21 protein-coding genes are annotated in these 25,520 nt (G+C 64.4%); 8 read left to right on the plus strand and 13 right to left on the minus strand.

Annotated elements, in window-relative coordinates; all coding sequences use genetic code 11:
• From WG899_RS20715 to gspG, 3 genes are all read right to left on the minus strand, one after another.
• Nucleotides 1–1,536 (minus strand): GspE/PulE family protein, encoded by a 1,536-nt coding sequence (locus WG899_RS20715; RefSeq protein ID WP_339597561.1) that lies wholly within the window; start codon nt 1,534–1,536, stop codon nt 1–3.
• A 2-nt stretch (nt 1,537–1,538) separates the two neighbouring features.
• Nucleotides 1,539–2,768, minus strand: a complete 1,230-nt coding sequence (locus WG899_RS20720; RefSeq protein WP_339597562.1) for a type II secretion system F family protein — start codon at nt 2,766–2,768, stop codon at nt 1,539–1,541.
• An 86-nt stretch (nt 2,769–2,854) separates the two neighbouring features.
• Complete coding sequence (gene gspG, locus WG899_RS20725; RefSeq protein ID WP_444718882.1) at nt 2,855–3,286, minus strand: type II secretion system major pseudopilin GspG; 432 nt, start codon at nt 3,284–3,286, stop codon at nt 2,855–2,857.
• Between the two features lie 375 nt (nt 3,287–3,661).
• On the opposite strand from gspG, the gene WG899_RS20730 reads away from it, so the two are divergent.
• A complete protein-coding gene (locus tag WG899_RS20730; protein WP_339597563.1) occupies nt 3,662–4,309 on the plus strand; it encodes a PEP-CTERM sorting domain-containing protein in 648 nt (215 codons plus the stop codon).
• A 14-nt stretch (nt 4,310–4,323) separates the two neighbouring features.
• Here the strand turns inward: WG899_RS20730 and WG899_RS20735 are convergent, their stop codons facing one another.
• Together WG899_RS20735 and WG899_RS20740 are read right to left on the minus strand one after the other, a co-directional pair.
• Nucleotides 4,324–5,376 (minus strand): alpha/beta hydrolase family protein, encoded by a 1,053-nt coding sequence (locus WG899_RS20735; RefSeq protein WP_339597564.1) that lies wholly within the window; start codon nt 5,374–5,376, stop codon nt 4,324–4,326.
• A gap of 126 nt (nt 5,377–5,502) precedes the next feature.
• On the minus strand, nt 5,503–6,684 hold the full coding sequence (locus tag WG899_RS20740) for an AraC family transcriptional regulator (protein WP_339597565.1): 1,182 nt from the start codon (nt 6,682–6,684) through the stop codon (nt 5,503–5,505).
• Nucleotides 6,685–6,913: 229 nt separating this feature from the next.
• Here WG899_RS20740 and WG899_RS20745 point away from each other — a divergent pair, with 229 nt between their 5' ends.
• On the plus strand, nt 6,914–7,654 hold the full coding sequence (locus tag WG899_RS20745) for a transporter substrate-binding domain-containing protein (protein WP_339597566.1): 741 nt from the start codon (nt 6,914–6,916) through the stop codon (nt 7,652–7,654).
• 41 nt (nt 7,655–7,695) lie between these two features.
• On the opposite strand, the gene WG899_RS20750 is transcribed toward WG899_RS20745, so the two are convergent.
• Both WG899_RS20750 and WG899_RS20755 read right to left on the minus strand, forming a co-directional pair.
• Nucleotides 7,696–9,396, minus strand: a complete 1,701-nt coding sequence (locus WG899_RS20750) for an AMP-binding protein (protein WP_339597567.1) — start codon at nt 9,394–9,396, stop codon at nt 7,696–7,698.
• Nucleotides 9,397–9,559: 163 nt separating this feature from the next.
• Complete coding sequence (locus tag WG899_RS20755) at nt 9,560–10,879, minus strand: tryptophan--tRNA ligase (protein ID WP_339597568.1); 1,320 nt, start codon at nt 10,877–10,879, stop codon at nt 9,560–9,562.
• A 151-nt stretch (nt 10,880–11,030) separates the two neighbouring features.
• Here WG899_RS20755 and WG899_RS20760 point away from each other — a divergent pair, with 151 nt between their 5' ends.
• Complete coding sequence (locus WG899_RS20760) at nt 11,031–13,355, plus strand: putative bifunctional diguanylate cyclase/phosphodiesterase (protein ID WP_339597569.1); 2,325 nt, start codon at nt 11,031–11,033, stop codon at nt 13,353–13,355.
• Here WG899_RS20760 and WG899_RS20765 read toward each other — a convergent pair.
• Both WG899_RS20765 and WG899_RS20770 read right to left on the minus strand, forming a co-directional pair.
• Nucleotides 13,310–14,332, minus strand: a complete 1,023-nt coding sequence (locus tag WG899_RS20765) for an aldo/keto reductase (RefSeq protein ID WP_339597570.1) — start codon at nt 14,330–14,332, stop codon at nt 13,310–13,312. The genes WG899_RS20760 and WG899_RS20765 overlap by 46 nt on opposite strands.
• A 25-nt stretch (nt 14,333–14,357) precedes the next feature.
• On the minus strand, nt 14,358–15,194 hold the full coding sequence (locus tag WG899_RS20770; protein WP_339597571.1) for a PhzF family phenazine biosynthesis protein: 837 nt from the start codon (nt 15,192–15,194) through the stop codon (nt 14,358–14,360).
• Nucleotides 15,195–15,305: 111 nt separating this feature from the next.
• Here WG899_RS20770 and WG899_RS20775 point away from each other — a divergent pair, with 111 nt between their 5' ends.
• Nucleotides 15,306–16,202, plus strand: a complete 897-nt coding sequence (locus WG899_RS20775; RefSeq protein ID WP_339597572.1) for a LysR family transcriptional regulator — start codon at nt 15,306–15,308, stop codon at nt 16,200–16,202.
• A gap of 7 nt (nt 16,203–16,209) precedes the next feature.
• Here WG899_RS20775 and asd read toward each other — a convergent pair whose 3' ends face one another.
• Together asd and WG899_RS20785 are read right to left on the minus strand one after the other, a co-directional pair.
• Nucleotides 16,210–17,070, minus strand: a complete 861-nt coding sequence (gene asd, locus WG899_RS20780) for an archaetidylserine decarboxylase (RefSeq protein ID WP_339597573.1) — start codon at nt 17,068–17,070, stop codon at nt 16,210–16,212.
• Between the two features lie 559 nt (nt 17,071–17,629).
• Nucleotides 17,630–18,271: a DUF2087 domain-containing protein gene (locus WG899_RS20785; protein ID WP_339597574.1), complete on the minus strand. Its 642-nt coding sequence runs from the start codon at nt 18,269–18,271 to the stop codon at nt 17,630–17,632.
• Nucleotides 18,272–18,586: 315 nt separating this feature from the next.
• Here WG899_RS20785 and WG899_RS20790 point away from each other — a divergent pair, with 315 nt between their 5' ends.
• Together WG899_RS20790 and trhO are read left to right on the plus strand one after the other, a co-directional pair.
• On the plus strand, nt 18,587–20,614 hold the full coding sequence (locus WG899_RS20790) for an aminotransferase class V-fold PLP-dependent enzyme (RefSeq protein WP_339597575.1): 2,028 nt from the start codon (nt 18,587–18,589) through the stop codon (nt 20,612–20,614).
• Nucleotides 20,607–21,464, plus strand: a complete 858-nt coding sequence (gene trhO, locus WG899_RS20795; RefSeq protein ID WP_339597576.1) for an oxygen-dependent tRNA uridine(34) hydroxylase TrhO — start codon at nt 20,607–20,609, stop codon at nt 21,462–21,464. The genes WG899_RS20790 and trhO overlap by 8 nt, the downstream gene beginning before the upstream one ends.
• 4 nt (nt 21,465–21,468) lie before the next feature.
• Here the strand turns inward: trhO and WG899_RS20800 are convergent, their stop codons facing one another.
• Nucleotides 21,469–23,571 (minus strand): M13 family metallopeptidase, encoded by a 2,103-nt coding sequence (locus WG899_RS20800; protein ID WP_339597577.1) that lies wholly within the window; start codon nt 23,569–23,571, stop codon nt 21,469–21,471.
• 56 nt (nt 23,572–23,627) lie between these two features.
• The gene (locus WG899_RS20805; protein ID WP_339597578.1) at nt 23,628–24,371 is read right to left on the minus strand and encodes a tRNA-uridine aminocarboxypropyltransferase; all 744 of its coding nucleotides are present in this window, start codon (nt 24,369–24,371) and stop codon (nt 23,628–23,630) included.
• A gap of 339 nt (nt 24,372–24,710) precedes the next feature.
• On the opposite strand from WG899_RS20805, the gene WG899_RS20810 reads away from it, so the two are divergent.
• Together WG899_RS20810 and WG899_RS20815 are read left to right on the plus strand one after the other, a co-directional pair.
• The gene (locus WG899_RS20810; RefSeq protein WP_339597579.1) at nt 24,711–25,193 is read left to right on the plus strand and encodes a GreA/GreB family elongation factor; all 483 of its coding nucleotides are present in this window, start codon (nt 24,711–24,713) and stop codon (nt 25,191–25,193) included.
• Nucleotides 25,194–25,325: 132 nt separating this feature from the next.
• A partial coding sequence (locus tag WG899_RS20815) for a hypothetical protein (RefSeq protein WP_339597580.1) occupies nt 25,326–25,520 on the plus strand: 195 nt, incomplete at its 3' end.

A 25,520-nucleotide genomic window follows, 5' to 3' on the forward strand; every position in this document is an offset into this window, starting at 1 on the left:
CTACTCATCGAGGGTGACACGTTCCAACTCCTCGAACGTCGTTTCGCCGCGGCACACGGCCTGCAAGGCCATTGCCCGCAACGGCTTCATGCCACGCGCACGCGCGGCGTCTTTGATCTGCGACATCGGGGCACGCGCGGCGATCAGGTCGCGCAAGCCATCGTCGAGCTTGAGCAGCTCGGCCACCGCGCGCCGGCCTTTGTAGCCGGTGCCACGGCAATGGCCACAGCCCTCGCCCTTCAGGAATTGATGTTCGCCGGCCTTCAAGCCATAACGGGCCAGCGTGGCGGCATCGGATTCAATAGGCCGCGCGCAATGCTTGCAAGTCAGGCGCACCAAGCGCTGCGCCAACACGGCGTTGAGCGCCGAGACGACGTTGTACAGATCCAGCCCCATGTGCATGAAGCGGCCGATCACGTCGAAGGCATTGTTGGCGTGCACGGTGGAGAAGACCAAGTGGCCGGTCAGCGCCGCCTGCACCGCGATCTGCGCGGTTTCGGAATCTCGAATTTCACCGACCATCACCCGATCCGGGTCATGGCGCAGGATGGAGCGCAGGCCGCGCGAGAAGGTCAGGCCCTTCTTTTCATTGACCGGGATCTGCACCACGCCGGCGAGTTGGTACTCGACCGGGTCTTCGATGGTGATGATCTTGTCATCGCCGGTGTGGATCTCGGCCAGGGTGGCGTAAAGCGTGGTGGTCTTGCCGCTGCCGGTAGGGCCGGTGACCAAGAGCATGCCGTGCGGCTGGCGCGCCTGATGGCGGATGGCGGAGCGCTCCTCGGCGTCGAAGCCGAGCGAATCGAGCGTCAGCGTACCGCCGGTCTGCTCAATGCGGGCGCGGTCCAAGACCCGCACCACGGCGTCTTCGCCGAAGACGCTGGGCATGATGGAGAGGCGGAAGTCCACCTCGCGGCCCTGCACCTTGAGCTTGAAGCGGCCGTCTTGCGGCAGGCGGCGCTCGCCGATGTCCAACTCCGACATCACCTTCAGGCGCGACACCAATTGCTCGGCCGTGGCCGCGCCATCAACGCTGCGCACCATGGCCATCACACCGTCGACGCGAAAGCGAATCACCGCACCGCGCGCGGTGCATTCGATGTGCACATCGCTGGCGCCGTCTTGCAAGGCGTCGTACAGCGTGGCATTGAGCAGGCGCACCACCGGGCTGGCCTGCTCGGACATCACCAACGCACTCAGCTCTTCGGCACCGCCGGCCGCCTGGCCCTCGATGACCGACTCTTCCACATCGGACAGGGCGCGGAAGTCGGCCTCACCGGCGCCCAGCCAATGGGTGACGGCCGCGGGCTCACAGCGCAGCCAGCGCACCGGCGCTTGCAGCCGCGCCTCCACGCTTTGCAGCAGCAGCGCGTCTTGCTCGCGTTCGCCCAAAAGCATCTTGCGCCCACCCGCCCCCACGGCCAAGACTGCGCGCCAGCGCTGCGCCTGGGCCTGGGGCCAATGCTCGAAGTCAAGCTGCCAGGGGCCGTGCTCGGCCGGCAGATAGTCTGCCAAGGAATGTGTGGCTAACGCCATGTTCACTGGACTTGCTCCACCAATTGAAAGATCGGCAAGTACATCAAGACGATGATGCCGCCGATCAAAATGCCCATGACCAACATCAGCGCCGGATTGATGGCGCGGGTCAATAACTCGGTCAGGCGCTGCGCTTCTTCATCATGGAAGGCGGCGGCGCGCTCCAGCATGGCGGCCACCTCGCCGCTGCGCTCGCCCACACGCACCATGCGGCGCGCCACCGGCGTGGCCAGGTCTTGCGCTTCCAGCGCTTCAGACAGGCGCTCACCCCGCTCAATTTGCGCGGCAGCCGCCGCCACCGCCGGCCGCCAGGGCGCGGCGATCACATCCTGAACAATGCGCAGCGAAGCCAGCACCGGCACGCCCGAAGCCAGCAACATGGCCAGGCTGCGATACAAGCGCGCCAGCGCCAGCACGCGCAGGCGCGGCCCCAGGCCCGGCAAGGTCCACATGGCCGCCTGCACCCGCTGACGCAAACCGGCATGACGCCACACCGCGACGGCAACCCCCAACAGCGCGGCGATGCCACCGAGAACCAGCAGCGGATGTGCGCCGGCGGTCTGGCCAAACTGGATCAAGAGCCGCGAGCCCCAGGGCAGCTCATTGCCCAGCCCATCCAAAATTCCGGCGAAGCGCGGCAGCACAAACAACAGCAAAAACAGAATCACCGCCGAGCCGACGCTCAAGAGCATCACCGGGTAAACACAGGCAGCGATCAGCTTGGCGCGCAGGCTTTCGACCCACGCCAGGTAGCGGCTGTGCTGGGCCAGTGCCGCGCTGAGCTGGCCGGTGCGCTCATTGGCCGAGACGATGGCGCAAACCAACTCGTCAAAGGCCTGCGCTTGCTGGCGCATCGCCGCCGACAAAGGCTGGCCCTGCTCGACCGCCGCAATCACCCCGTCCAGCGCCAGCCGCACCGACTCATTGGCCTCTTTCTCGCGCAAGGTGTTCAAGGCCTCGAGCAAGGCAATGCCGGCATCCAGCAAGACCGCCAACTCCTGGCTGAACAACTGCAAGGGGAAACGCTTGGCGCGGCCGCTCGATAGGGCGCGGCTGCGCTGGCCCCGATTACCGGACGCGCCCGTTGCTCCATTTGCGCCGAGCTCGGTCACCTCCAACACATGCTGAGGCAAGACCCCTAAGGCGGCGGCCACCGCCTGCGCATCCGCGGCGTCAACACGCTGCGTGCGCACGCCCTCGGCGGTGTATACGCGGGTCAGAAAGCTGGGCATGGCGGCAGAGCGGCGCAGCGTCGGGCCATCGAGCGGCCACTCAGCCGGGCGGTCAAAAAAGCTGACATATCGGTCGAGTCAGCCGATCACCAGCTGACCAAATCGGCGTCTTCGCCTTCGCCACCGGGACGGCCGTCGCGGCCGAAGGAGAACAGGTCGTACTCGCCATGCTCGCCGGGCGAGCGGTATTGGTAGTCCTTGTGCCAGGGGTCCTGGGGCAAGGCCTTGCTCAGATAGGGACCAGCCCAGCGCGGCTCATCGGCCGGCTTGCTCACCAGCACGGCCAGGCCCTGCTCGGTGCTGGGGTAGCGGCCCACATCGAGGCGGTATTGATCGAGGGCTTTTTGCAGCCCGTCAATCTGCGCCCGCGCGGCCTTGACCTCGGACTTGCCGATTTGGCCGAAAAATTTGGGGCCCACATAGCCGGCCAGCAGGCCGATGATGACCATCACCACCAGCAGTTCAAGCAGCGTAAAGCCGCGCGAGTTTTTCTTTCTAGTCGATGCACACATATTCATACAACCCGGCTCATCCATTGACCGCGCGCTGAGCATCGGAACGGCATCGTCCCGACTCCCAGAGCCCCACCTTCGCCCTCATCCCCGCATCGCGGTCCCGGTGCACTATTCCAGCTCGGCCCGGTGTCCGCAATTGGGACTTGACCCCCCCTCGTCCAGAGGGGCCATCGAAGGGACCGACACTGTAACGGTGCTAGGTGACAGTTCTCGGCGAGGCCTTGAGGCAAGGTCGAATCCTGGTGAAAACCCGCAAATCCATGAGCCCGACAGCCTATTGCGGCCGCCTTCTTGCACTTCAGCGGGTCATCTGGCGCGGTTAGCCTTGGCACTCATCGGCGCCCCGATGTTTTGTGCGCCCTGCCCCAGGAGTTCCCCATGTTTGCAGTCCCCCATCGCCTCGGCCGCACCGGCCTTCGGTCGATTCAGTCGAGCTTGCCGCTGTTGGCCCTGGTGAGCCTGGCCACGGCCGCGCAAGCCGAGCCGCACACTGTCTTGGTCGGCCCAAATGGCAGCTTGCAGGCCTCCAACGTGACCCAAACCGTGGTCAACCAGCTCGACCTGCTGCCCGGCATCACCGGCTTCAATTTCTCGGGTTCGACCGGTTCCTACAGCGCCATCAAGAGCGACAAAGACTTCTTCTACGCCGCCTTCCTGATCCGCAGCACGGCCGCCATCGCCGAAAGCATCACCACCACCTTGAACAACGTCACCGGTGTCAGCGAGCTGTCCGAACGCATTTACGCCTATAGCGGCACTTTCCTGGGCGACGCCAAGGCGGGACCGGACATCATTCAGGCTTGGAGCAGCCAGCTCTCGGTCGCCGGCACCAGCATCGCCATCATCCAGCCGGTCAGCCTGCCGCCCGGTGACTATGTGCTGGAGATCCGCGGCCGCAATACCGGCAACTTTGGCGGCACCCTCAGCATGAGCCCGGTGCCGGAACCCAGCCAAGGCGCCTTGTTCTTGGCCGGTCTGGCGGTGATGGGCCTGATGCTGCTGCGCCGCTGGGGCAAGCGCGACTGAAGCAAGCGCAGGGTTCAGTCCAGCAAGTGCCGTTGCATGAAGTCGGTGATTTGTCGGTCCACCTCAGCCAGACTGCTGCGATCGAAACCCGGCGGGTCATTCAACAAATGGCCGAGCAAGCCCGTAAAGCCGGGCGGCAAGGGCGACAGCATGGCGCCATGCCCGCCCTGCGGCAGATCGGCCAACCATTCGCAGCGTTGAGCGCAGGCTTTTAAAACCTCATCGCTATGCCACTGCGGGTGCAGCCAACGGTCTTGCCGAGCAGTCACCAGTCCCAAAGGGATGGACGGTTGTTCCAGCGTTGACATGTCAAAGTCGGCGGCCGCGGGCACGCTCGCCACAACGGCGGCAATGCGCGGGTCGACATACTGCTGCGGCCGGGCATCGTCGAACTTGAAGGCAATGATCAGTCGAGCCGCCCACAGTTTGAGGGCGTCCAGCCAATCGCCGTTCAGCCTGGTCGTCAGGCCCACACAGGCTTGGAAGTCGTCGGCCAGATGCGATTCGCAGTGTTGCTTGAAGCCGGCGCGTGACCAACGCCCACCGGCCAAGCTCAACACGGTATGGCCACCGGCCGAGCCGCCATAGGCGCCGACCTTGTCCAGCGCCAACAAGGGCGCAAAGCGCGGCTCGGCGGCCAGCGCATCAATGGCCCGCGACATTTCGAGTGGCCGCAAGGCCCAACTGTCCGGCCCGGGTCGACCGGGATCTTTGTAGTTGTCGCCCTGGTGCGCTGGCATGGCGACGATGAAACCAGCCCCCACCAAGCGGCGCGCCAGATCGGCATGCACCCAGGGGGAGCCTCCCGAGCCATGCGAGATCAACACCAACCTGCCGTTGCCGCGCTGCGGCTTTGCGTTAAGGGCCAGTGAGAGCGTGAGCGGGCCGAAATGCTGCGGCTGCTCTGCCTCAGCACTGGAGTAGTAAACCGTCACAGGCCCGCTTCCGGCCCCGTTTCCGGCCAACGCAATTTCGGTCATGCCCATGCCGGCCCAGGCTGGTGCCCCCAAGGTTGCCAACATCAGCAGCGCCAGGCTCAGCCTGCGCATAAAACCAACTTCAATCATTTGAAACCTTTCCCCTGAAACATGCCGCCAGGAGCAAAGGCTCCTGGATCAGGGGTGCGACGATGCCGGTCCGGCTCGCCGATGTCTGAGCGAAATCAGCAATTCAAGAATTCGCACAGGCCGATTTCAAGAATCGGCCTGCAGGGATTGCTGCCGATATTCGCTCGGGGTCAGGCCGGTATCGGCCTTGAAGGCGCGGTTGAAGGGGCCAATCGATTGAAAGCCCGCTTCCAGGGCAATCGTCAGCACCGGAGTCGAACGCCGCGCCGGATTGGCCAGTGCCGCCTTCGCCTCCGCCAAGCGGTAGCCATTGATATAGCTGTTGAAGTTGCGCTGACCCAGGTTTTGATGGATCAGCCGACGCAAGCGGTACTCGGGTATTTGCAGACGTTCGGCCAAACGAGCCAGGCTCAGGTCTTCGCTGCGATAGAAGCGCTCTTCCTGCATCACGCGCTGCAACTGCTCGATCAGCGCCTGCTCTTTGTCGGAGCGCTCGGCCGGCTCGGCTTGGCCGACATGCGAGTCCACGCCCGAAGCATCGCGGCCCGCATTCGATACCGCGTCGCTGGGTTCGGGCCTTGTTTCGACCTCAAAGAACTGTGTCGTCTGCAAGCGCATCAAGGCCCAAGCCATCACCAAGGCAATCGACAGCAGGGCCGCCATGTCCAGGCTTGCCGTGAGTTGCGACAAACGCCCTTGTGGTGTTTGCAATCGGACCAGCACCATCACGGTCATATAGGCGCCCCCGCCCAGCACGATGAAACGCCTCAGCCGCCGCCGACTCTCCACCAAGTCAACCCGCCAATGTCGCAGCGCCACCCAAGTGATTTGCAGTCCGCAGGCCAGCGGCAGCAAACGCTGCACCAGCAGCGAAACGGTGGCCAGCGTCCACTCATATTGATGCACCGACAGCCACGAGCAATTCAGTCCACTCAAGGCGGCCGCCGCCAACCAGATGAGGGCCTGACGCGGACGCAGGCGAAAGTCATCATCAAGCAAGGCCTGGACGAACAAGCAAAACAGCACCGCATTGCCGACCGACACCGCCACCCAAGGCGCCTGCCACATCCTGGGGACCAGCGCTTCGAACAAGGGCGCCGAACTGATGGCCTGCACCGACATGCCCAGGCACAAGCAGGCGCCCAGCCAGGCAACAGCGCTGCGTACCCGCGGACCGCGCAGCAGATTCAAGCCCAGCAAAGCCAGCAATGCCAACAAGGCCCCACGCAAGGCGGCGTCCAGCAGTGGCAGCAGCAAGGGCGATGAAGAAAAGAAGGGATCGGAGGACAAGGCCAGCAAGGAAAGCAAGGAAAGAAGGACGCGACGATAGCAGTTCGAAAGCCGAGCCGTCGGCTCGGTTAGCATGGGCCGTGGCATCCCTGCTCAGCCGGAGCCATCAACGCCCCAAACTGCCTGCCAGCCCATGCGCTGAATCGTCTTCATGCCACTTCATCGGTCCACGGGTTTACGCCAAAGCACCCGACAAGGGTGGAGCAGACTGGTCCGCGGCGCGTGCCTGCTGGCGGCCGGCTGGCTGATGACGACCGCGGCAACGGCTGCGGCCGGGGCAAAGCTGCCCGCGGCAGCGTCGCAGACCGGCGCCACCGAGGTCTATCTCTTCAGTACCGACTCCGAACCTCGAACCCAGATCGGGCGCTGGTTGCGCTTGGTCTACGCCGAGGCCTTCAAGCGCATGGACATGTCGATCGAGGTGCTGGTGGCCCCCACCAAGCGCACCGCGGTGATGCTGGAGCGGGGCGAATCGGATGGCGAAATGCTGCGCGCACCGGTTTTTGGCGCCGCCCACCCGGAGTTGATCGCCGTGGATGCGCCATTGATGGTGATCACCTTCAGCATCTATGCCACCCGGCCGATGCCGAACCTGACTCGCATCGAAGACCTGGCCGATGGCAAATTGGTGGGCATCTACCGCCGCGGCGTGCTGGGTTGTGAAAACGCCCTGCTGCCAGCAATGCCGGGCACCCAACTGACCTCATTCACCAGTACCGAGAATGGTCTGGCCATGTTGGCCCGCGGCCGCGCCGACTATATGTGTGACGTCAGTTCCGCGGTCGGCGACCCGACAAGGCTGGCCACTCTGCCGGCCGGCATGGCCCTGCACAAACTGTTCGACATCGGCAACCCGGTCCCGTTGCAGCCCTATGTGCAGGCGCGCCACACCAAGCTGGCCAAGTTGCTGGCCACAACACTCAGAAAGATGATGGCCGAAGGCTTGGTCGACCGGATGTGGAAAGAGGCCGAACCGACCAAGCCTTGATTGGGCAGCGCTCCGGCTTCGTCGATCGGTCCATCAAACAGTCAGTCAGCGAAGACGACCTTTTTGCGCTGCGCCACCCAGGCCTCCAACTGCGGGCCATAGACCTCGTCGACGCGGTTGCGCTTGACCTTGAAGGTCGGCGTGATGAAGCCGTTGTCCACCGTCCAGGCCGTCTTGATGACGGCCAGGCAGTCGAGTTGCTCATGCGGGTCCAGCCGCGAATTGATGTCGGCCAAATGTGCCGTCAAAGTTTCACCCAACTCGGCCCTTTGCTCGGGCGTGACCAGATGCTCGGCCGCCGTGGGCGACAACATCACCACGCCAACCGGCTGACCCATATTGGCGCCGGTGACCACGCAGGCCTCCACCGCCGGGTGCTGGCCGAGGCGGTCTTCGATCGGCGCCGGCGCCACATACTTGCCCTTGCTGGTCTTGAACAGATCTTTGACCCGACCGGTGATGTGCAAGAGGCCGTTGCCGTCGATGCGGCCCTTGTCGCCTGTACGCAGCCAGCCGTCTTCGGTGATGACCTCGCCGGTCATCTCGGGCTGCTTGTAGTAACCCATCATCAGTGCGGGACTGCGCATCAGCAGTTCGCCGTTGGCGGGGTCAAGTTTTGCCTCGACGCCCTCATAGGCCGGGCCGACGCTGCCGGTCTGGTCCTGACCCGGCACGGTGATGTGCGAGACGGCCAGGTTTTCGGTCATGCCATAACCCTCGTTGATCGGCAGGCCGAGCTTGCGATACCACTGCAGCAGTGCCACCGGCATCGGCGCCGCGCCACCGGCCGCCACCCGACACTGATCCAAGCCGAGGGCCTTCATGATCTTGCGCCGCACCAGACCGCCGATCAACGGCAGAGACAGCAGCAAATCGAGCTTTTTCTGCGGCATCTTGGCCTGCACCCCTTGCTGGAACTTGACCCACAGGCGCGGCACCGAGAAGAAGATGGTCGGACGGGCACGCTGCAAATCGGCCGCAAAGGTGTCCAGGCTGTCGGCAAAGTAGACAGAGAAGCCGGTGCGCAGCCAGCCATGCTCGACCAGCACCCGCTCGACCACATGGGCCAGCGGCAGGTAGGACAGCATGCGATCCTCCTGGCTCATCGGAATGCGCTTCATGGCAGCACTGAAGGCCCAGGCAAAAGCACCAAAGCTATGCATCACGCCCTTGGGCGCCCCCGTGGTGCCGGAGGTGTAGATCAGCGTGGCCAAATCGTCCGCCTGACGCAGCGGCTCACCGCTCAAGGGCGTGCTGCGGGCGCAAAGCTCATCCCAGCCACTGTAGGAGGACTTGGCATCTGCGGGCGAGACCGGATAGCTGATGCAAGGCAGGCCTTCGGGCACGCCGGGCTTCATACCGGCCCAGCCATCGAGCTTACCGATGAAGCAGGCCTTGGCCTCGCTGTGCTCCAATATTTGCCGAATCGTATCGGGCGCCAGCGTGGGGTAGAGCGGCACCGAGACATAACCCGCCATCCAGATGGCCAGATCGCTCATCAACCACCAGGCGCAATTCTTCGACAGAATCGCCACCTTGGCGCCCGGCTCCCAGCCCTGTGCTTGGCCTTGCGCCTGCAGATACGCGGCCATGCGCCGCACCTGCTCACCCACCTGGGCCCAGGTGAAGGTCTGAATAGCACCAGCGCCGACCGGCTGAGTCAGGGCGACACGCGAAGCCAGCGTGCGCTCCCAGTGATAAAAGCGTTGCAAAGCCAGGCTATCGGCGGGGATGGTAGGCATAGCGTCTCCTTTTTGTCTTTTGAATGGCGTCACCGAGGCTAGCCAAGGCGACCCGTTCAGCCTAGCGGGTTTATGCGGTGAGGATGCTGATCAGAGTCATTCCTCTAGCAATAATGCCCGCGCTCTCAGAGCCACGCTACGCTTTAATCATTCATTCATTTTTTCAGGCGGCCTCGGCCGCTTGCAAAGCCGCCAAAGCGGCAGCCACATCGCCTGCAGCAACGCCTTCCGCCAACTGCACCGGCGCCTCGGCCAAGGCGGCTGCGCCTTCGCGTTTCAGGCGCGCCACCCATTGGCCGGCATCGCGCCCGCCGGCAAAGCCCTGGCTTTGCAAAAGCAAGCCGCCATCGGCCGCATTGAGCTTGAAGTAAAACTGACCATCGGCCTCGCGGTATTGTTTGAAGACCGGCAATGCTGCCTTATGCGCCTTGGCCGTGGCGGCCACGGCAGCCGGCGCCGAGAAACTGCGCAGACCCACCGCCTGGCGCAGCTCGGCCAGCAACGGCGCCGCCACCGCGCGCGCCTTGGCCGCGCCTTCGAGCAGGATCGCTTCGATGCGCTCCGGGTGGGCCATCAAGGCCTCATAGCGAGTGCGCAGCGGCGCAATTTCGGCCTCGATCAGATCGAAGAGCTGCTGCTTGGCCTCGCCCCAGGCCAGGCCGGCGCGCAGGTCGGCGCGGAACTGCTCGCGCTGCGCCGAAGTGGCGAAGGCGTCATAAATAGTGACCAAGGCTTGACCCTCGGGATCCTTGGGCTCACCGGGCAGCTTGGAATCGGTGACGATGCGGGCGATCGCCTCCTTCAAGCCCTTGGCGCCGCCTTCAAACAGCGGGATGCTGTTGTCATAGCTCTTGCTCATCTTGCGGCCGTCCAAGCCGGGCAACAAGGCCACGTCTTCCTCAACATTGGCCTCCGGCAGCACAAAAAACTCCTTGCCGCGACCAAACAGGTGGTTGAAACGCTGCGCCACATCGCGCGCCATCTCGATGTGCTGCACCTGGTCACGACCCACCGGCACGCGGTGCGCGTTGAACATCAAGATGTCGGCCGCCATCAGGATCGGGTAGCTGTACAAGCCCATCGTGATGCCGGCATCCAGGTCCTCCCCGGCGGCCGCATTGGCGTCGGTCGCGCCCTTGTAGGCATGGGCTCGGTTCATCTGCCCCTTGGAGGTGACGCAGGTCAGCAGCCAGGTCAGCTCGGGAATCTCGGGAATATCGCTCTGCCGATAGAAGGTCACACGGCCGGTATCCAGCCCGGCGGCCAGCCAAGTGGCGGCGATCTCCAACCGCGAGCGGTTGATGCGCTCCGGGTCATCGCACTTGATCAGCGCGTGGTAGTCGGCCATGAAGAAAAAGCTCTCCACCCCGGCCTCCCGGCTGGCCGCAATAGCGGGACGGATCGCTCCGACGTAATTGCCCAAATGGAGGGTGCCGGTGGTGGTGATGCCGGTCAGTACGCGTTGATTCGGACGTTGGGTCATGGTGAGAAGTGAGCAAGCTGAAGCGCCGAGCACCTTGGCTTTGGCATGGCCAAGACAAGGTTGCCGTAAAACTCTATTGTCACAGCAAGGGCGGCGCTACTATCTGCCTACAACAATCGTCGCACCTCGACCGAGTTGCGGCAGCCATGTCATGACTTCATTGATGCTGATCAGTGCGGGGTTGAATGCCATGTTGGGCGCCGCATTGCTGCTGCTGTGGCAACAAGACAAGCGCTACCCCTATGTGCGCGATTGGGGCTGGAGCTGGATTCTGCTCTCCATGGGTTTGACCTTGGGTCTGGCCCTGATCCCTGAGCAACAAGAGGGCTGGCTTTACGACCTCCAAGCCTTGACGGCCTCCAGCTGCATCATGGGCTCCATGTCGCTGCAAGTGGCCGGTGCCCGCAATTACCGTGGCTTGGTCTGGAAACTGCGCCAATGGCTGCCGCTGTTCCTGGGCATGATGATCAGCATCGTGGCGATGGCGGGCATCGATCACAGCTATGCCGTCATCACCGCCGCCACCTATTTGCTGTTCGGCTGTTGGCTCTGCGCTTGGTGGATGGGCCACGGAGGGCATAGCGGCGAACGTTTTGTGGCCGCCTGCTTTGTTGCCGCCGGCTTGGTGCACGCCAGCGGCCCGCTATTGGACCCGCACAGCCGCTCCCCCATCACCCACACGCTGGGTTTGTTCGTTCAAACCACCCTGTCCTTGGGTCTGATCCTGCTCTCGGCCGCGCGAGCCCACGCCGAAACGCGCCGCCAAACCGACCGCTTCACCAAACTGGCCGAGCATTCGCTGCAGGGCTTGGGGGTGCTGCAGAACCACCGGGTGGTCTACACAAATCCTGCCGCCAGAGCCATTTTTGGCTTTGACCCGGGTGCGAAACAGCCCAATGATCTGGTCGATGCATTGGTGCCCCCTGAATTGCGCAATGCAGCTCGAGACCGCCATCAACGGATAATCGCCGACCCGAATGCACGCGTCGAATGGGTGGCCACACGACTGACCCAAAAGGGCGAGCCCATCTACATTCGAGGCCTTTCCAGTCACCTGGAATGGGATGGAGCGCCAGCCGAGTTGATGGTCATGATTGACGACAGCTCGCGCCAACTGGCCGTGGATGCGCTGCGCCGACAGGCTCTGCATGATGAGCTGACCGACCTGCCGAACCGCAACTTCGCGGTTGAGCGCTTGCGCGAGCTGACCTATTTAGGCGCACCCCGGTTTGCGCTGATTTCGGCCGACCTGGACCGCTTTCAATTGGTCAACGAAAGCCTGGGCCATGCGGTCGGAGACGCCTTGTTGCACGCGGTGGCCCAGCGTTTGTGTAAACGACTGCCGCCGCTGGCCACCTTGAGCCGGCTGGGGGAAGACCAGTTCCTGGTGCTGCTGGAGGGTGAGCCCTCGCCGGAGGTCGTGCAATGCGTCGCCGGCGACATGCTGGCGATGTTGGAGTCACCCTTCGCACTCGAAGGAGCCGAACTGTTCGTGCATATGTCGCTGGGCGCGGCGCTGTTCCCGCAAGACGGCCGCGACGGCGCCAGCTTGTTGCGCGCCGCCGACTCAGCCATGCACAAGGCCAAGGGCAAGGCCGGTGCCTCGTTTCTGTTCTTCGACCCGGCCATGAACGGCGCGGCACGCGCCCGACTGGAAGCCGAGCAATCGCTGGGCAAGGCCATCGCCGAGCGCGAGTTCTTGCTGGAGTACCAGCCCAAATTCAGCGCGGGCAGCCGCCAGCTCTGCGGTTTCGAGGCCTTGGTGCGCTGGGAGCGCCCCGGGCGCGGGCGCATCAGCCCGGCCGAATTCGTACCGGCGGCCGAGCGCACCGGACAGATCAAGGCGCTCGGCGCCCTGATCCTCGACATGGCCACCCAACAACTGCGCGAATGGCTGGACCGCTGGGGTCAGGTCTTGCCGGTGGCCATCAATGTCTCGCCTTTGCAATTCGACGACGCCGGATTCGCCGCCCGCGTGCTGGAAAAGCTGGCCGAGTACAAATTGCCACCCCATGCCATCGAGGTCGAAATCACCGAGACCGCCGCCATCGGCCACCTCGACCGCGTGCTGCCGCAGCTGCACGCACTACGCCGGCAGGGCGTGTTTTGCGCGCTCGATGACTTTGGCACCGGTCAGTCTTCCTTGACCATGCTGCGCCAATTGCCGATCAGCACGATGAAGCTGGACCGCAGCATGATTGACCCGCTGCCCGAGGCGCAGGCCAGCGCCGTGGTCAAGGCGACCTGCGCGCTGGGCCACTCGTTGCAACTGGCGATCGTGGCCGAAGGGGTGGAGACCGAGTCGCAGGCCCAGGCCGCCGAAGCGCTAGGCTGCACCCAGTTGCAGGGCTATCACCTCGGCCGCCCCCTACCCGCAGCGGCGGCCGCGGCCTTGCTGGCAAAAGCCTTTGAAACGACGGCTAGCCCCGCTCAGCTCCGCGCGGATTCGATGCCCACCCAGCCACCCTCGGTGTAGCGGGAGCCGGCCACGGCGCCGGCGGCAAACAAGGCATCCAGGCTGTCCATTTGTGTGGGCGTCAAAGCGAGAGCACCGGCCTCCCAATTGCTGCGCAGATGGGTTTGTCGCCGGGTGCCGGGGATCACCATCGCATGCGGTTGCTTGTTCAGAATCCAGGCCAGGGCCAGTTGCGACGCTTGCACACCCCACTGCGCCGCAAGCCCGGCCAGCCGCGCCGCCAGCTGCCGATTTTTCTCACCCGCCTCGCCATTGAAGCGCGGCAAGACGCGCCTAAAGTCATCCGGACTCAACGCTTGCGTGGCCGGCAAAGCGGCGCTCAGCAAGGCCCGGCCCAGGGGACTGTAGGCCACAAAGGCAACGCCCAAAGCCGCCGTGGCCGGGAGCATCTGGGCTTCGGCACCGCGCTCCCAGAGCGAATACTCGCTTTGCAAGGCCGCCACCGGATGCACCGCATGGGCGCGCTGCAAGGTCTCCAGGCTCACTTCAGACAGGCCGATGGCGCCGATCTTGCCCTCGGCCTTCAGCGCCGCCAAGGTCTGCATCACCACTTCGATGGGCACCGCCGGATCACGCCGATGCACGTAATACAGGCCGATCTGCTCCAGGCCCAGGCGCTTCAGCGAAGCCTCACAGGCGCTGCGAATATAGGCCGGTGAATTGTCGATGTCGCGCTCGTAGGTGCCGGGGCTGCGGTTGATGCCGAACTTGCTGGCCACCACCAACTCGGCGCGCTGAGCCGGCGTGAGCTGGGCCAAGAACCTCCCCAGCAATTGCTCGTTATGGCCCAGGCCATAAGTGTCCGCGGTGTCGAAATGGCGCTGGCCCAAGTCATAGGCGGCCTGCAAGGTGGCGAGTGACTCGGCATCATCGACCTCGCCATAAAACTCGCTCATGCCCATCAAGCCTAGGCCTATGGCAGGCACGTGCTTGCCGGCCAACTGCCGTTGGGCGTTTTTCGGCGCAATGTGTTTCATGCTTGCTTCTCCAGAATTTGCTAATTCAAGCCGACATCAGGCGCGCACTGCCTGAGACACGAATCGAGCTGCCGACGGCGGCCGGAATCTCCGCGCGCAGCAAGGAGCGCATGCCCATGTCTTCGCCTTGCACGATATCGATGGCGCCGCCATGCGGCCAGCCCAGGTCACGCAGATAGCCGGCAAAGGCGGCGGTGGCGGCACCGGTGGCCGGGTCTTCCAGAACGCCGCCGACGGCAAAGGCATTGCGGGTATGGAAGCGCTGCGGGGTTTCGGCATAGGCCAGCAAGATGGTGGTCAGCCCCGCCGCACGCATCAGCGCCCGGCCGGCATCCAGTTCGTAGTGCATTGCAGCCAATTGCGCGCGCGACTTGAGCGCCAGCACCAAATGGTCGGCACCGCCATGCGCCAGGCCCGGTGGCAGACGCTCGTCCAGATCAGACTCACTCAAGCCAAAGAGCGCCAAGGCAGCGGCCAACAGGCCCGGCTCGGCCGGTGCACTGCGGGTCGGGGGCGATTGCAGGGCGGCGCTGATCAAGTCACCCTCGCGTCGGCCCTCCACGCTGATCTGCGCCGCATTCAAGACCAAGGGGAAGACGCCATTGCCTTGCTGCAGCGCCAGCGCGGCGCCCAGGGCGATGGTGGCGTGGCCGCAGAACGGCACCTCGTCCTCGGGCGAAAAATAACGCACCCGCCACGCGTCGCCCTGCGGCATCGCGAAGGCGGTTTCAGAGAAGCCCAGGTCCGCGGCAACGCGCTGCATCTCGGCCTCGCTCGGGTGCTGCTCGGCAATCCAAACGCCGGCCGGGTTGCCGCCGTTGAGGCCGTCGGAAAAGGCAGCTATTTTCAAAACAGAGTTCATCGCTTCGGATCCAGGTGCAATTGAGAGTGCCCGCATCTTGCCGCACCGCCCCCGCCGCCGCCAGACTCACAGCAGCACACGGGCTGTGCAGTCCTGCTTAACAATGCAGGCATGGCCGAACCCGACTTTCAACTCTTGCGCATCTTCTTTGCCGTGGCCGAGGCGCGCAGCTATCGGCGCGCGGCGCTCGGTCTGGGCCTGAGCCCCTCGGCCGTCAGCCAGGCCATGCGGCGGCTGGAAGCCCAACTCGGCATCGCCCTGCTGAACCGCAGCACCCGCAGCGTGGCGCTGACCGCCGCCGGCCAGCGCCTGCTGGACGAGGCCGGGCCGGCGCTGCAAAGCCTGAGCCAGACCTTTGCCGGCCTGGGCGAGCTCAGCGCCGAGGTCAGCGGCGCCTTGCGTCTGTCGGTGCCGCGCAGCGCTGCGCGCCTGTGCTTGATGCCGCTGCTGGCGCGCTTCCACCAGCTGCACCCGCAGGTGCAAGTAGAGCTGAGCACGCAAGACGGCATGGTCGATATCGTTGAGCTTGGCTTTGATGCCGGCGTGCGTTTCACCGAGCGGCTGCCGGCCGATATGGTGGCAATGCCGCTGGGGCCGGCGCAGCGCTTTATCGTCGTCGGCACACCCGAGTTGCTCCAGCATCGCGAAGCACCGCAGCAGCCCGCAGACTTAAGTGGCTGGCCTTGCATTCGGCAACGCTTTGCCAGCGGCGCGCTGTTCCGCTGGGCCTTTGCCGAGCCGGGCAGCGGCCGGGCCATGGAGATCGATGTCAGCGGGCCCCTCACCGTAGATGACCAAAGCGTAGCCCTAAGGGCTGCCCTGGATGGACTAGGCCTGGCCTATGTTTACGAGACCGCAGCGCAAGAAGCGCTGCAAAGCGGCCGCCTGCAGCAAGTGTTGCCCGAGTGGACGGCGCCGGGCACCGGCTTTGCGCTCTACTACCCGGGCCGCCGCCAGGCCAGCCCGGCGCTGCGTGCCTTCATCGAGTTGCTGCGCGCGATGCCCTGAGCGTACTTCAGCGCGAGGCCATGGCCTCGCCGAGACGCACCGCGCTGCCGGGGCGGCCCAGGTCTTCGCCCGTCCACGCCGGATTGAAGGCCCATGGGCCTTTGGGGAAGAGCATCACCACGGTGGAGCCGAGCAAGAAGCGGCCCATTTCTTCGCCCTTCTTCAGCTTCACCGCATCACCTTCATAACGCCACTCGCGCACGGTGCCGGGACGCGGTGGGTTCACCACCCCATGCCAGGCGGTGGACATGCTGCCGACGATGGTGGCGCCCACCAGCACCAGCACCCAAGGACCGTGAATGCCCTCGAACACACAGACCACGCGTTCATTGCGAGCAAACAAACCGGGCACGCCGCGCGCCGTCACCGGGTTGACCGAGAACAGATCACCCGGCACATGGATCATTCGCGTCAAGCGGCCTGCGGCCGGCATATGGATACGGTGATAGTCGCGCGGGCTCAGGTAGATATTGGCAAACACGCCGTCCTTGAACTGCGCGGCCAGCTCGGCATCGCCGCCCACCAAGGCGGTGGTGCTGAAGCTGTGGCCCTTGGCCTGAAAAATCTGATCACCCTGGATGGCGCCGAACTGGCTGATGCGCCCATCCACCGGGCAGATCAGCTCCGCATCGGCCAGCGGCCGCGCGCCGGGCTTCAGGGCACGGGTGAAGAATTCATTGAAGGTCGTATAAGCGGCGATGTCCGAATTGGCTGCCTCGGCCATGTTCACGTCGTAGCGCGCCACAAAGCGGCGAATGATGCCAGTGGTGATGCTGCCCATGCGAGCTGAGGCCACGAGGCCGGCAAAACGAGTCAGCGCCTGTTTAGGCATCAGGTATTGCAGCAGCACTGCGAAGCGATCGGACACGGATGGATTCCCTTGGGACACGGCTCCGAATTGTAGCCAGGGGCCTTGGCAGCAAGACTTGCCGCTCCCGGCGCCGCACCTGACCAGGATTTACTTCTGCCGCCCTTTCGGCGGGGAGGCCAACCAAGACTCAAACAAACTGTTCACCAGCAGATCCACCACGCCCTCGAGTAAACCGCCCGATTCCCGGCGTTTGGCCTCCAGGCGCTGCGTGTCAGCTAGCCGCTGAAGCTCGAGTCCGGCCCGGCCGGAGCCTGATCTTTGCAGGTCTCGCGCTTGCTGTTCGTACTGATCGGCTTGCCGGTTCAGGCCTGTGCTGCTGCTTTCAATGACCCTGGGCCCGCTTGTTGCGCAAGCACTCAGCATCAGGGCGAGCAGCAAGCTGGGCCAACTCGCCCCAGCAGCAAGTCCTCGCTGGGTTGCGCGATCGGCATTTTTTTCTTGAGGCATAGGGCGAACAGAGAGTCAGTCGATGGACGTTGATCCAGGATGTTAGGTCCGTCCATCGAGTGTTTCTGCCCCCATCAGGCCCAAGCAGCAAGTCGCACAAAACGCCCCCTCAAGAAGCGTCAGATGCGCCCCGATCGTCCGTCGAGCGCGACCGCAACTCGCGCAGCAACGGCAGCAGCTCTTCATCCGGCCGAGCCGCCAGCTTGCGGTACTCCCGGCCGCCGTCGGTGCGCCCCAGCAGTTTCATATTGACCAGCTCCCGGCGCAGCGTGCAATGGTCACCAAAGCCGTGGTGAGCATTCAAGATCTCATTGACCTCGGGCTCGGTATAGGGGCGCCGGCTGTCGAAGTGAATCCACAAACCCCACAAGGCATAGCGCTGCACCTGATGGCGGCTAGGCCAACGGGCCAGCCGTCCTTGGGCGTCGAATTGGCGCAGCGCACGGTCGGCCAATTCGCTCATCTCGGGATGGCGCGGGCCGCGCGCGGGCGGCGCATGTTTCGGACTGAGCTTGCTGGGCGCGGGCGTTTCGATCGGCGCCTGCGTTTCAGCCGCAGCCTTCAAAGCTTGGAAGTTGCGGTGGCCAGCGGCGCGGGCCAGCATATTCAAGAGGCTCAGATGGCTGGGCACCTCGGCGCGGGCATCGGGCTTTTCGTCACTCTCTTCGAACGAGGACTGCAGCTGGCTGCGCAGGGCTTTGGCAAAGGTCGACAGGTCGTCGACCCTCAATGGGATCAATTCACGAGGCATGGTTGAGCGTTCTCCACATCACACGTGTGCCCTTCAACCCACCGAGCGAAACAAGTGGGTGCTGGTGCTTGCCGACTTCCAGCTGGGCACGCGCACAAAGCGGGCTCAGCCTGATGATGAGAAAGAACCTCATCATCTTCAAAACGAAAAGATCGATTGCCTGGCAGGTTTAGCTCGCGGACAAGCGCCGCGCGGCAAGGCCTGGGTGTTCTGCCGACCCTGGGCGCTCAGTATAGGGCCTCAAAATCGGGGCACAGTTACGATTGCGGTCTGTACACGCCCTCAGCGCCAGGCCCACAAGGCCCGCCCCCTGCCATGGAAATCTATCTCGACGCCAACGCCACCACGCCGGTGCTGCCCCAAGCCAAGGCGGCCGCCATACAAGCCATGGTGGAGGACTACGGCAACCCCAGCAGCGTGCACAGCACCGGGCTGAAGGCCAAGGCGCTGATCGACGGCGTGCGGGCGCGGGCGCAGCGCCTGCTCGATACCGGCAGCGGATCCCTGCTGTTCACCAGCGGCGCGACCGAAGGCATTCAAACCGCGGTGCTGTCGGCACTGAGCGCCCTGCGTGGCAAGCTGGGCGCTGAACTCTTGCTCTATGGCGCCACCGAACACAAGGCCGTGCCCGAGGCGCTCAAGCATTGGAATGCCGTGCTGGGCTTGGGCCTGCAGATCATGGCGATCCCGGTCGACGCACAAGGCCGCCATGACCTGGACTTCCTGCGCCGCCATGCGGCCCGCGCCGGCCTGGTCTGCACCATGGCGGCAAACAACGAGACCGGCATCATCAGCGACCTGGCCGGCATCGAAGACGCCTTGGCCGGCAGCGCCGCCTTCTGGATGGTGGACGGCGTGCAGGCGCTCGGCAAGCTGCCTTTGAAGCTGCGCAGCAGCCACATCGATTACGCGCCGTTTTCGGGCCATAAGCTGTACGCCCCAAAAGGCATCGGCCTGCTCTATGTGCGCGCCGGCGCGCCGTTCACGCCGCTAATGGCCGGCGGCGGACAAGAGGGCGCACTGCGCTCGGGCACCGAGAACATGTCCGGCATTGCGGCGCTCGGCGCCGTGCTGGCGGCGCTGGAGGATGGGCGCACCTTGCGCGACTCGGCCACGCTGCAGCGTTTTCGCCAGCGTCTGGCCGATGCGCTCTGCGCCGCTTTCCCCGGCCTGGTCTTCAACGCACCGCTGGACCTGAGCCTGCCGACCACCTTGAACTTTGCAGTCCCCGGCCTCAGCTCGCGCCTGCTGCAAGACCTGTTCGATGCGGCCGATGTGCGCGTCAGCGGTGGCTCGGCTTGCAGCGCCGCCAAGGCCGCGCCCAGCTTTGTGCTGCAGGCCATGGGCTTGCCGGACTGGCAAGCGGCCGGCGCGGTGCGCCTGTCGATTGGCCCGGCCGTTGACGAGGCCTTCATCGACGAGGCCTGCGCACGCATCCGAGCCTGCGGCGAATCACTGCGTAAGCACTGCCTGAGCCCGACTGACAACCTGCCCACCGTCGGCGAAGGCATCACCCGCTTCATGCACGACGGCGCCTGCTGCTATTTGCTGGCCGACAGCGCCAGCCGCAGCTGCGTGCTGATCGACCCCCGCCCCGAACAGGTGGACCGCCTGGTGCAAGCGCTGCACTGCCAGGACTACCCGCTGCGGGCCATCCTCAGCACCAGCGGTGAAGCCGAGCATGCCGAGGCGCGCCAGCTGTTGAACGAGTTGCTGAAGCCGGCCTTGCGGGCCGATGCGGAAGCCGCCGACAACCTCGGCTGGCCGCTGGGCCGCGATCTCCTGCCCCTGGGCGAGCTGGCGTTGCGCCGCCAGCTTCGCCCGCAGGGTCAGGTCTTGCTGTTAAGTGGCCTGGCGCGCGGCGTGGCCTTCAGCGGCCAGACCGAGCTGGCCGCACTGAGCGCGCTGCTGGACGACAGCTGCCTGCTGGCGCCCGGCCGCGATGACGCCCAACAGGTCGTCACCTGCCTGACTGCCGCAGCGGAGCCGGCTCAGCAACTTGACGGCCCGCAGTTGCAGGCCTTTATCGCCGCGCACCCACAGGCCTTGCTGGTCGATGTGCGCGAGCCTTACGAACAGTTTCTCAGCCAAACGCCGGAACTGATCGGTGCGCAGATGCAGGCGGTGCCCTTGTCGCGCCTGCTGAACGAGTTACCGCAATGGTTGGCCGAGCCGATGCGGCCCCTGCTGTTCTTCTGCCGCAGCGGCAATCGCAGCCGCCAAGCCGCCCAAGCGCTGACCCGGCTGGGGCACCGCCAAGCCTGGACCTTGGGCGGTGGCCTGGCGCTGCTGCCGGCCGGCGCCACTCCCCAAACACAAGCCGATCCCGCACTCTATGTCTGAGCCAAACACCGGGGCCGACGAGGCCCACATCCATTCTTCCTTCTACAAATTTGTGGCCCTGGCCGACCCGGAAGCGGTGGCCGCGCGCTTGCGCGAGTTGAGCCCGCCGGCCAGCGGCATCGGCGGCAATATCCTGGTGGCGCAAGAAGGCATCAGCGGCGCCATCGCCGCACCGCGCTCGTCGCTGGCAGCCTTCGAACAGGCCTTGCACAGCGACCCGCTGTTTGACGGTGCGTTCAGCGAGATGGTGTTCAAGCACAGCGCCTGCGCCACCAAGCCCTTCACTCTGATCAAGGTGCATTGCAAGCCCGAGATCGTGGCCTTTGGCGTGCCCGGCGTGTCAGGCCTGCCTGACCCCAGCAAGCCCAACACCCATGTCTCGCCGCAAGCCTGGCGCGAGCTGATCAAGCAGCCCGATGTGCTGGTGATCGACAACCGCAACAGCTTTGAATACAAGCTGGGGCACTTTGAAGGCGCGATTGATCCGAAGGTGGCGCATTTCCGTGACTTCCCGGCCTATGTGGCCGAGCACGCCGACGAGTGGAAGAGCAGCGGCAAGCGCATCGCCATGTATTGCACCGGCGGCATTCGCTGCGAAAAAACCAGCGCCTGGATGCAAGACCAGGGCCTGGATGTCTATCAGCTCGACGGCGGCATCGTCAGCTACTTCGAGGCCTTGCCCGATGCCGCGGCGGACTGGAAGGGCGAGTGCTTTGTGTTCGACAAGCGCATCGCCATCGACACCCAGCTGCAGGAAACCGATACCACCGCCGAGGACGTCTACACCGGCGAACCGGCCGACGCCTGGCGGCTGGCGCGGGCCCGCCGACTGGACCCGGGCGCCAAGTAAAAACTCACCAGACCTTGCAGCGCTTGGCGTCCGGCTTGACCATGGCTTGACCGGGCTTGCAGGCAAAGGCCTTTTCAAACTCGGGCATGTTCACCGCCACGCCGTTGATGCGGTAGCGGCCGGGCGAGTGCGGATTGGTCAGCGCTTGCACGCGCAGCGCCTCGGGGCGTGCGTTATTGCAGTCCCATTGCGCGAAGCCGACGAAGAAGCGCTGCTCGGGCGTCAGGCCGTCTTTGTTCTCGAGCTTCTGGCCGGCCACATGCTGCTTCCAAGCGGTCAAGGCCAAGACCAGGCCGCCCAAGTCGGCGAGGTCTTCGCCCAGGGTCAGCTGGCTGTTGATCTTGATGTCGTCCACCACCGTGTACTGCGCGTACTGGTCGGCCACGCAGGCGGCGCGTTTTTCGAACTCGCGGCCGTCCTTCTTGCTCCACCAATCCTTCAGATTGCCCTTGGCATCGAACTTGCGGCCTTCATCATCAAAGCCATGCACCAGCTCGTGGCCGATGGTGCCGCCGGTGTTGCCGTAGTTGGGCGCGGCGTCCATCTTGGGGTCGAAGAGCGGCGGCTGCAGCACGGCGGCGGGGAAGTTGATGTCGTTCATCTGCGCGTCGTAATAGGCGTTCACCGTTTGCGGTGTCATCGCCCATTCGCCGCGATCCAGCGGCTGGCCGATCTTGGCCAGTTGCCGCTTGAACTCAAAGCGATGGCCGGCCTGCACATTGGCCACAAAGCTGTCGCGGCTGACACTCAAGCCGCTGTAATCACGCCAACGCTCGGGGTAGCCCACCTTGTTGACGATGCTGCCCAGCTTGGCCAAGGCCTGCTTCTTGGTGGCGGCGCTCATCCAGGGCAAAGCCTTGATGCTATCGGCCATGGCGGCTTCGATCTCGGCCGTCATGCGCTCGGTCTGTTGCTTCAACTCGGGGCTGAAGCTGCGCGCCACAAACTCCTGGCCCAGCGCCTCGCCCATCTGCACATCGACCAGCTCAACACAGCGCTTCCAGCGCGGTTTGAGCTGCGGCGTGCCGTTCAGCGTTTGGCCAAAGAAGTCAAAGTTGGCCTGCACCATCTCAGGGGCCAGATAAGCCGCATGGCTGCTGATCAAAGCCCAGTTCAGATAGGTCTTGATCTCCCCCAAGCTCATGGACTGCAAGCGCGCATCCAGCTCCTTGAAAAAGCCCGGCTCGGTCACATTGGTGGCACCCACGGGGCCTGCCATGCCCAGCGCGGCGCGGTAAGCCGCCCAGTCGAAACCGGGGGTCAGGTCTTGCAAGGCCTTGGCATTGAGCTTGTTATAGGTCTTGTAAGGGTCGCGCTTTTGCACCTGGGTCAAGGTGGCGCGAGCCAGCGCGCGCTCGGTGCTGAGCACGCTGCGCGCGGCCTTGGCAGCGGCCTGCGGCGTTTCGCCCGAGAGCTCAAACAGGCGCGCCACATGGGCCTCGAACTGCTTGATCATGGCCAGCGAGCGGGCGTCGCGCTTCACATAAAAGTCGCGGTCCGGCAGGCTCAGGCCCGCCGCCACGGCGAAGGCAATCACCTGGCTGGAGTTGCCAAAGTCCTGGCCCGAACCGAAACGGAAGAAAAATCGCTCGTTATTGGTGGCCAGGTGCAGGGCGGCCAACAAGGCCGGCAGCTGGTCCTTGGACGTCAGCGCCGCAATCTGCTGCTGCAGCGGCTGCAAGGGCGCCAAGCCCTGGCTGCGCGCCGCGTCTTCGTTCATGCAAGCGCCGAAGTGATCGGCCATCTTGGCTTGGTTGGCCGTCAGGCTGCTGCGCTCGGGGCTGCTGGCCAGCTTGTCCAGAATGCCCCAGAGAAAGCGCTGGTTCTCCACCGCCAGCTTGCCGTAGACCGACCAGCGCGACTGGTCTTCAGGAATCGGGTTGTTCTTGATCCAGCCGCCGCAAGCGTATTGATAAAAGTCTTCGCAGGGGTCCACGCTGCGGTCCATGGACGGCACATCCAGGCTGGGCGTGTAGGGCAGCTGGTCCAGCGGCTTTTCTGCCGAACTGGCCGCGGCCGACAGGGCGAAGAAGGATGAAACCAAGGCGAGCGCCGTGGCCCGGAGTTTGATTGAACGCGGGAAGGCGGAAGCCGAGAGCTGGGTCATGGGAATGAACCTCTTGTGTGCAGAGCGGCCATTCTCCATCAGGCACCGGGCCAGGCTCAGCACGGCGCGGCAGACAGTGCGCGCAAGCGCTGATGCGCTTCGTCCTCCCAAGCAATCGGCTGCTGGTTCTTGGCCTGCAGATAGTGATGAGAAAACACGTCCAGATAGGCCTCCAGCGTCTCGCCCGCCAGCGTCTCGCCGGCCAGGCTCAGGCACAGCGCCGCCACCTCGCTGGTGCAGAAATGATCATCCCGCCGCGAGCGGCGCAGCTTGTACTGCGAGACCTGCTCCAGCTGCAGGCTCAGCACCGGCAAAGCGTCGAGGTAGGGGCTTTTGCGAAACATCTTGCGCGCCTCGCCCCAGGTGGCATCCAGCAAGATGAAGAGGGGGCGCTTGGCCCCTGGCGCCGGGTTCACAGTGTCCGGCGGCAGCTCGGTGATGACCCGCCCCGGCGCCACAAACTCGCCCGGGAACACCACAAAAGGCTGCCACTGCGGGTCTTGCAGCAGCGCCAGCAAAGCCGGGTCCACCACCGTGCGCGCCCAACCGAAGGCAAAGGTATCGGCCACCAAATCGGCGATCAACCAGCCGGTATTGCTGGGCTTGAGCGGCTCAATATCCGCCATCAACAAACACACCCCCGCCCGCGTCGCCACCCGCGGCATCAGCGCGCACATGCAATGGCTGGGTAGTAGCCGGCAACGCTCGCAGCGCTCACTCTTGAAGCCGCCAGGGGCACGGTAAGGCGTGTGGCTGCGCACTAGACGGGCGGCGCGCAGCCGGGAGACGGCGTGGGGCATGAGGAAGAAGGAGGGCAGGGAAAAGAAGCCGGGGCGCGCGAAGGCGGGTTGGAGTGACAGTGTCGCATTGCCCAGGCCGAAGGCCGTGAGCCCGACGAACCCGCACCTTGTTCTTTCAATCCGGCTTCATCCCTATCAGCTCTCCTAACAAGACCCGACAAAAGTACTGCCCCTTGCATAGAGCTACGGACCATGCCGCAGCGTTCAGAGCGAGGAGCAGGAGACTGCTGCCTGCCCATCGCTGAAGTTAGCGTACAGCCCACAGCAAGGTCGAAAGCTAAAGGGGCCCTTCATAATCGAGTCCTTCCTCCCGCTTGTTCGAGCCGCCTAGCTTTCATCATGGATAAATTCTTGCTGCAGCAGCAGGTGCTGGAACGGCTCGCCGAAGACCTGCTGCAAACCGAACAGGCAGCGCGGGCGGCCCATGAAACGGCGACTCACGAAGAAAACATCGCCGAAAACAAATACGACACATTGGGTCTCGAAGCCGCCTACCTGGCCACCGGCCAAGCTCGTCGCGCCGAAGCCATCCGCCAGGCGATGGCCAATTGGCGCCAATTCCGCCCGCGCCCCTACGACGCCAGCAAAGGCATACAGCTCGGCGCACTGGTCTGCCTGGTTGATGCCGACGACAAGCAGCAACAGCTCTTTCTCGGCCCAGATGGGGGCAGCATGACCTTGGTCAGCGGCGCTGAGCTCGTTCAGGTCATCAGCAGCGACGCCCCTTTAGGCAGGGCCATGCTGGGCAAATGCGAGGGTGATGAGGTGTCGATACAAGTCGCTTCAATCCGACAGCAGTTTGAGGTGCTGCGGGTTCATTGAGTCGCAAGCAAGTTCACGCCGAATTGGTCAGAAATCAATCGCCCCAATTTCTTTGGGAAGCAAGGCGCAACTCCTGGCGAGCCATGCGGTTCTCGTTCGCGCTCTCGGCTTCGTGCACATCCATTCACTTCGATGACCTTGGCCGTGAGGCTGCTTCGTGCCCAGAGCGGACCTCTGCTGGGGCAATCTCTCGTGACTTTGGTTGTACAGGCAGGATGCCGGGAGTTCGCCCCGGCGGGCGACCTTCTTTCTTGGCCGTCCAAGAAAGAAGGCAAAGAAGCCGCCCCTGCTGCATGGCCCTGCGGGTTCGCTGCGGTGCTCGAATTT

Source organism: Paucibacter hankyongi, from assembly GCF_037482915.1.
Lineage (GTDB): Bacteria > Pseudomonadota > Gammaproteobacteria > Burkholderiales > Burkholderiaceae_C > Paucibacter_A > Paucibacter_A hankyongi.